This window comes from Methylobacterium soli, assembly GCF_008806385.1.
In the GTDB taxonomy this organism is placed as follows: domain Bacteria; phylum Pseudomonadota; class Alphaproteobacteria; order Rhizobiales; family Beijerinckiaceae; genus Methylobacterium; species Methylobacterium soli.
Genome location: NZ_VZZK01000035.1, coordinates 60,310 through 67,832, shown reverse-complemented (window position 1 = coordinate 67,832; position 7,523 = coordinate 60,310). Strand labels below are relative to the sequence as shown.

Here is a 7,523-nt window from a genome sequence, read left to right as displayed (position 1 = left end):
GGCGAGTGGATCACCGACTACAACGAACACCATCCCCACCGGGGGCTCGGCATGCGCTCGCCTCGCAAGTTCATTCGTGCTCAGATCCAACCAGCCCCGTGTCCGGTTTGATGAGGGCAACTCCACATGCGCAGTTCGACTAGCTGCGCGAGGCTGACCGCTACGAGAAGCTGCGCTCGTCGATCCTGTAGCGGGACGAGGCGCTCACAGGTTCAGCCAACCCGATGCTGGTCTGGCCGGGGGAAATGCGCGAGGCACGCGCCAGTACAGCGGTCGCTCGTCGGCGAGGCATGGCGCTGCCCGCTCCGCGCGCCCGTCGAGGGCGGAAGTTTCCGGCGAGCGCCGAGGCGGATGAAGCTATTCCGAGCGATGCATGACGAACGCGACGGCATCGTTCACGGCTTCGGGAAGAACGGTCATGTGCGTTCGTCCGGGGATCAATCGAAACTGACTCGCCAATCCCGGGATTTTATCAAGCCGATCCGCCACCACACGGGCAAGCTCGACTATTCGTGCCGAACTCAGACGGTTCAAGCGTGCTTCGCGATCAGGGGCGTCGCGCTGAAACGGCGCCAATTCTTCCTCGTAAGCCCCGGCCAGAAGAAGCGCGTCTGCACGAACGGGCGGTCCCTTCTCGAGACGCTCGATGCTTTTCAGCAGTACGAGATCCTCCCAGTAAACGGACGGGCTCGCCGCGATCCAATGCGTGAAGGCCGCCGGCAGGTTGGCCAAGGCGTAGAGGACAAAGAGGCCGCCGAAGGAATGCCCGAACAGGGCCTGCCGCGAAGGGTCGATCCGACATCGCCGCTCAACCTCAGGTTTCAGTTCCTCCGTAACGAAGCGGAGGAATGCCTCGGCGCCCCCTGTCTGCACCTCGGGAGCGCCAGGCCTTTGGGGCGGATACGATCGGCCAGGCGGCGGGGTGTAGTCCCAAGAGCGGCGTACGCTGTCGTAGGCACCATCCGTCGGATAGCCGATCCCGACGACCGCGAAGCGCGACCGGATCCCTGTGGCGTCCGGATAGGGAGCCTGAACACGCTCGATATCGATGGCGGTCGCGGTCACTGCATTGCCGTCGAGCAGGTACAGGACGGGCCAGCCAGCAGGGGGAGCCTCGCCAGGAGGGACATAGAGCGTGATACGCCAGGGTGCCCGCTGCCCGTCACCACCGAGATCGAAGCTGATCGCGCCGGGAAGTCGCACAGGCTCGTCCGGACCTGCCATCGATGCGACTGAGCGCGCGCTCAACGTTGACCAGGCCGTCGCCAAAAGCCCAACGAAAGCGCGCCGCGAGAGAAGCGCCCTCACCGAAAACGGCCGGCGATAGAATTGAGCATTGTCATCAGGCTCCTGGCAAACGCCACCACGTGAGCTGTAACTTACCACCGATAGATCAGGCTGCCGATGACGGTCGCCGGTTGGTTGTAGTTACAGAAGCCGAACGAGCAGGTTGTGTAGTTGCGGTCGAAGATGTTGTAGGCGTTGATCTGCGCGCGAAAACCCCTGTACTTCGGATCAAGGGCCGCGAAGTCGTAGGCGACCAGCGCGTCGTAGAGCGTCACGGCCGTGTTGCGCACCGTGTTCTGGTCGTCGGCAAAGCTCGTGCCAATGAAGCGGATACCGCCCCCGATCTGCAGGCCGCGCAGGGGCGAGGACGGCGGGAAGGCGTAGGTCAGGAACGAGGCGTAAGTGTCACTGGGGATGCCCGAGACGCGGTTCCCGTTGAGGGACTCGCCGGCGAACGAGGTCGAGTTCACGAAGCGAATGTCGACATGCGTGTAGGCAATCGTCAGGTTCGTGCCCGGCGCGATGTTGGCGGTTGCCTCAGCCTCGAAGCCCTTCGAGCGCACGGCGCCAGCAGCGGTCTGGAACGCGATGTTGGTCGCGTCGGGCACCAGAATGCTCGACTGGTTGATGTCGAAGCCCGCGAACGCGGCCTGGATGTTGGTGCCGGGGATCAGATACTTCACCCCCGCCTCGATTTGGTCGCCGGTGGCTGGCTTGAACGCTTGCCCGTTCCTGTCCAAGCCAACCTGCGGCGTGAAGGTGGTGGCGTAGCTGGCATAGGGCACGAGGCCCGGCGCCAAGACGTAGCCAAGGCCGACGCGGCCGGTGAAGGCGGAATTGTCCTGGCGCGAGACCGCGCTGTCGGGTGTTGCGAAGTTGTCTTGGAAGACCCAGTCGTGGCGTCCGTTGAGCGTCAGGATGAAGTCGCCGAACTTGGCCTGATCCTGCAGGTAGATGCCGATCTGGTCCTGGGTCTGGCGCGAGGCGGGCCCTAGGGCCGGCGTCGCGATGAACTGCTGGCCGTAGTTGCGCGTGACGAGGTTCAGGTCCGGAGCCAGGCCGAAGCCGACGCGCTGGCTGCGGCTGTACCGGGCGTAGTCGACGCCGCCGACCACGGTGTGGGCGACGGGACCGGTGGTGAAGCGCGCCTCCAGCTGGTTATCCAGCGTCTGCTGCACCAGACCCTCGCGGATGTAGCCGGTATCGCGCGTGCCGACCGTGCGCGCTTCGTTGATGTTGTTGATGTCGACGTACTTGCCGACCAGGAACAGCCCGTAGTGCCGGAAGTTCTGGCGGAAGATGAGGTCCGGCGTGAACTTGTGCTCGAAGGCGTAGCCGACCCGGTACTGCGTCTGGTCGAGGCCGATGAAGCGCGGGTCACCCTGGTAGAAGTTGGACACCCGGAAGCCTGGATCGTTGTAGAAGAACGTCGCCGCCGGCGTGTTGGTGACCTGAAACTCGCTCAAGAAGGTAAACGTGGTGTCGGCCGACGGCTTCCAGGTGAAGGCGGGCGCGAGGTAGAGCTGGTCGTCGGTTGTGCCGAGGCCGATGAAGGTGCCGGCTTCCCTTCGCACGCCGGTGAGGCGGTAGGCCATGGTGCCGTCCGAGCCAGGGACGGGACCGCCGACGTCGAAGTTGCCCTGGAAGCGGTCGAAGCTGCCGGCCTGGAACTGCACCTCTCCGAACGGCACGAACACGGGGCGTTTGGTTGTGATATCGAGGATGCCGCCGGGCGAGCCGAGGCCGTAGAGGCCGGAAGCCGGGCCGCGCAAGATGGTCAGCGCCTCCGCGCCGTACGGCTCGGTCTTCGGGTAGGCGAAGCCACTGCCGATCACGCGCAGGCCATCTCGATAGATGCCCTGGTTGGTGAGTACGTCGAAGCCGCGGATGAAGATCTGGTCGAAGCGAGGATCAAAGCCTGAACGGGCGGATATCGCGCCGGGGACATAATTGATCGCCTCGCTGAGGGTCTGGACGTTGCGGTCGTTGAGCTGCTCGCGGGTGACGACGGAGACGGATTGCGGAACGTCGATCAGCGGGGTGTTGGTCTTTGTGGCGGCTGTGGCGACCCGGGCAACGTAACCGGTGATCCCGGAGGGGCCGCCGCCGCCACCGCTCGTGGCCGCCGTGCCCCCGTCACCGGCACTGAGGTTGTTACCGACCGCGGGCCCCAGCGCTGCGCCCTCGACCGAGAGCTGTTCGAGCTGCACGGAGGTGTCCTGTGCCGCTGCTGCCCCAGCAAGAGTGGTCGTCGCGAGGAGCAGAGCGAAGCGGAAAGAGCGTTTGGACATGGAGCACGCTGACCCGCGCCTCAAACGGCGCTGTGTCGATCACATTGCTGCTCGCGAATTAAGACGCAAGTCGAAAACGTGTTGTAAATCACACACTTAGAACACTTCGAATCTGAAGCAATTCTAAACTTGAGCGTTTAGCGGGGGAATTAGCCTAGCTACGAGGCACGCGTCTTGTGCAGGTGTTGCGCTCAAGGCGCCCGACGATGATTCACCTTGCATTCGGAGCGAACTATCCGTGCGGAACACGGGGGCGTGTGAGGTGGGTCATGGCGGCCTTCCATGCAGCCGGGGCGCCGCTTCGAGGAGCGCTCCGATCCAGAGATAGCAGCCCCTACGGCCACATCGGGACAGTGAAGAGGCGCTCTTAGATCGAAATCTACGAAGCCTCAGCATGCCTGCCTGATCCACAAGCGAGCGCGCCTTCAGCGATCCCTGTATGTCGAAGACTTCACCCGCTTTGCGCGCCGTTGTAGAGGCTCAGGAATGTCAAGGAGAAGCGCTCGCACTTGTGTAATCAGCTTATGCGAGTGACGAATTGCATTTTCCAATTCTGAGCGAGCGAACTCGCTCTCATGAATGAGCATCAAGCTGAGGCAACGGTCTTGAGCATCCATGACGCTTTCCCGAAGCTGCACGAATGTCATGAGGCTACCGCCCACTCAGATGTTAATTCAAGTTAATATCTAGCGTGGCTGCGCCCCTCTGTCGAACGGTACGGTATCAACGTAGATGCGAATCCGGATCGCTATAAGCGCTCTGCCTCCCGCCCCGTGATTCAGGTTAGCACCTACTTGGAAACCCGCATCAATCGTGGCCGCCAGATGCCAAGCACAACATTGACCGTCGCGACCGCGAGCAGCACCCACAGCGTGTTTCGCTCCGCCTCAAGCGATCCAGCGAGCGTCGCGGGATCGATCCGCCCTGCCAAGGCACCGGCGCTGAGTTCGGCTTCCTGCTGCATCGGGCCCAGAACGCCGACGAAGCCGCTCTCAAAGACCAAGATGCCAGTGGCGGCCTTCAACCAAGCCCAGCCAGCGTCGTGATAGCCGCGGTTCAGGCCAATCGCCAGAAGACCAGCAATCAGCGTCAGCCCAAGCGACGGGAAAAAGATCCAGGTGGCAATGGCGCCCATCGTGCCGCGCATCAAAGCATACTCGGCCAAAGAGGACGGCGAAGGAGTGAGGCTCAGCATGACGAGCAGGGACGCCATCGCGCCCATGAGGCCAATAGCCCCCATCGTGTGGAGGAATTTTAGAAGGCGTCGCAATGTGTCTCGGTAGTTGCCCCGACTGGCACGCTGGAACCCTACCGCAATCGAAGGGATCGAGGTAGCTGGTTGCTCATTCCATGGCGTCGTGCTGGCCCTTAGGATAGATCAGAACCAGAAGCTGAACCCTGACAGCGCCTCCTTTGGCAGGAGGCTGCGGGGGGCTCCCGGGGCCATGTTGGCGTGCGCGGTGTTCACGTTGTTGAGGTAGGCGCCCTCTTGCCCGTGTGGAACGTTCCAAACGGCGCAGAACGCTCGGAAGAGGAACGACGGGAAGTCCGACAGGTCGGTTGGGGCGCACGTGTCAAGCGTGAGGCAGGCCGCAGGTGTCGGGAAACCTTGTCAGGAAACGAAATTTCTGGAGAACGCTCGTGACCGGACGCTCCTCCCGTGCGCCGTGAAGGTCCGGAAGGGGGCAGAAGTTCTCCTGCGCATCTTTCGGCTTCGCGCCAGCTGCAGGCTGCCGCGTCGTTCGTGGAAGCTCAGGGCGCAGCGTACTTCCGGCGAGACGGCCTCAGGTCTTTGCGGTCCCTCGCGAGGTCGCGCGATGCGTCAGCGCTGCCACCAACACAGTGACGACGGCGTCGATGCGCGCGACCCGGCGCAGATCCTCGTGCGTCAGCAGCCAGAGAGCAGCACCGAGGTCCAGATCAGCCGTCCCTGGTACACGAACCAGCGCGACGGAAGCATCGCCGAGATAAGTCGGTAGAATCGCAACACCTAAGCCCGCAGACGCAAGTTCGCGCAGGGTGACGAACGAGTCCGCTTGGGCCACGGGTTCGACGTTAGGCAGGTGCTCGCGAAGCCAACGGGCGGCACTCGTCTCGCGCAGAGAGACATCGAGCCCAAGCCATCGATGCAGGTGGAGTGGTGTGTTAGCTGGTTGGTCCGCCAAGTAGGCGGGTGCCGCGTAGGCTGCATAGATCGCCGAGATCAGACGGCGGCCGATCAGCCCTTCCGGCGGCGATGATGTGGGCCGCAGGGCGATGTCCGCCTCCCGACGCGTCAGGATCGCAAACGCATTCGCTGTGGACACTTCGAGCCTGATACCCGGGTGGGCCGCCCGCACCGCTGCGAGCGCGCTGGGCAGGATTGAGGCCATCAACGTGTCCGTCGTCGAGAGGCGCACCAGACCGGTGAGTTGGCGGTCTTGTCCGGCCGCACGGCGCACGACGTCATGAATCGCCCCGTCGATGACCGCGAGGTCGCTGACCATCGCGTCGCCTATCGCAGTCGGCACGTAGCCTGAAGGAAGCCGGTCGAAGAGGCGCACGCCGAGCCGATTCTCGTAGGCACTTAAACGACGCAGCACGGTCGTGTGATTGACCCCAAGCGACCGAGCAGCAGCGGCAAGGGAGCCAGCCCGGGCCACGGCCAGGACGATCCTGAGATCATCCCAGTCACCTCTGTGCTTCTCTGCAGATGAACTTGGCAAAGTAGCCGACTCCCAGCAGCGGTGCGCACAGCCTACGTCGGAAGGGCGGGGCCACGAAGCCCTTGGCCAAGGGCGGTCACAGCGATGATCGAAACCTCGAACACCCGTGCGCTGTCGGGCATTCCGACCCACCGGACCGTCGACTTGGAGGCTCGCCGCGCATGACGACGCTTCTGCATGTCGAAGCCTCGCCGCGAGGTGAGGTCTCACGCTCCACGCAGGCCGCCCGCCTCTTCATTGAGGCCCTACAAGCGGCCGACCCGTCCCTCGCGGTCGATCATCTTGATCTGTGGCAGGCCGATCTACCGCCGTTTGACGGCGCCGCTCTCACGGCCAAGTACGCTCGCCTGGCCGGGCGCAACCACGACGGACCGGAGGCGACCGCGTGGGCAAAGATCGAGACGATGGTGGGCCGCATCGACAAGACCGATTGCCTTCTGCTCTCCACGCCGATGTGGAATTTCTCGATCCCCTACAGGCTCAAGCACTGGATCGATCTGATCACCCAACCGGGCCTGTCCTTCTCGTTCAACCCGGCGACCGGCTACACACCGGTGCTGCGACCGCGCCCGGCGCTCGCGATCCTGGCGAGCGCGGGCGACTACACGACAGGCGAGAGCCGCGGCCGGCCCGATCTCGCGACGCCCTATCTCAGGGCCGCCCTCGGTTTCATCGGACTGACCGATCTGACCATCGTTCCCATCTGGCCGACGATCGGCTCAGGAGCAGAGGAGGCCGCCGAGGTTGCAGCCGAGCGCCTATGTTGCTTGGCACGTGGCTTCGCGGGAGCTGGCACATGAGCACGGGGTGGGGCTGGATCATGCTCGTCGCGTCCGGCGTCGTGGATGTGGCTTGGGCACTCGCGACCAAGAAGGCGGATGGCTTCAGGGATCTGAGCTGGACGCTGATGTCGCTTCTGCTCCTGGCACTCTTCGTCTGGCTTCTGACGAAGGCGCTACAGGTGCTTCCGGTGGGCACGGCCTACGCCGTCTGGACTGGGATCGGTGCGGTCGGCAGCGTCGGGGCTGGCATCCTCCTCTTTGGCGAGCCAGCCGACGCAATCCGGCTCTTGTTCGTCGTTGTGACGGTCCTGGGCATCATTGGCCTCAGAGTCGCGAGTTGAAGAAGTAGAGCCAATGTCTCGCCAACTCCACTTGGCGCCATCTGCAGACCTTCGTCGGCCTCGCTGCGGAGGACCGGTGTTGCCCATGAGCAGACGTTCGTAGGTTGGGCATCATGG

General features: G+C 63.6%; 7 protein-coding genes. 3 read left to right on the top strand and 4 right to left on the bottom strand.

All coding sequences use genetic code 11. The annotated features are described in order from the left end of the window. Positions 1–111: integrase core domain-containing protein (locus F6X53_RS25500; protein ID WP_151003600.1), on the top strand; the 111-nt coding region annotated here is incomplete at its 5' end. A 246-nt stretch (positions 112–357) separates the two neighbouring features. Here the strand turns inward: F6X53_RS25500 and F6X53_RS25495 are convergent. The 4 genes from F6X53_RS25495 to F6X53_RS25480 form a co-directional block, all read right to left on the bottom strand. Next, positions 358–1,203, bottom strand: coding sequence for an alpha/beta hydrolase (locus F6X53_RS25495; RefSeq protein ID WP_244965618.1), 846 nt, complete (start codon positions 1,201–1,203; stop codon positions 358–360). Between the two features lie 176 nt (positions 1,204–1,379). Next, positions 1,380–3,578 (bottom strand): TonB-dependent siderophore receptor, encoded by a 2,199-nt coding sequence (locus F6X53_RS25490; protein WP_151003596.1) that lies wholly within the window; start codon positions 3,576–3,578, stop codon positions 1,380–1,382. Between the two features lie 790 nt (positions 3,579–4,368). After that, complete coding sequence (locus tag F6X53_RS25485; protein ID WP_151003594.1) at positions 4,369–4,848, bottom strand: hypothetical protein; 480 nt, start codon at positions 4,846–4,848, stop codon at positions 4,369–4,371. Between the two features lie 514 nt (positions 4,849–5,362). Continuing rightward, a complete protein-coding gene (locus F6X53_RS25480) occupies positions 5,363–6,415 on the bottom strand; it encodes a LysR family transcriptional regulator (RefSeq protein WP_280526069.1) in 1,053 nt (350 codons plus the stop codon). Here F6X53_RS25480 and F6X53_RS25475 point away from each other — a divergent pair. Together F6X53_RS25475 and F6X53_RS25470 are read left to right on the top strand one after the other, a co-directional pair. After that, entirely contained in the window at positions 6,346–7,083 is a 738-nt protein-coding gene (locus F6X53_RS25475; protein ID WP_191970999.1) for an FMN-dependent NADH-azoreductase, read from the top strand. The two genes, F6X53_RS25480 and F6X53_RS25475, sit on opposite strands and share 70 nt — an antisense overlap. Continuing rightward, positions 7,080–7,406: a DMT family transporter gene (locus F6X53_RS25470; RefSeq protein ID WP_151003588.1), complete on the top strand. Its 327-nt coding sequence runs from the start codon at positions 7,080–7,082 to the stop codon at positions 7,404–7,406. The genes F6X53_RS25475 and F6X53_RS25470 overlap by 4 nt, the downstream gene beginning before the upstream one ends. Positions 7,407–7,523: the final 117 nt, after the last annotated feature.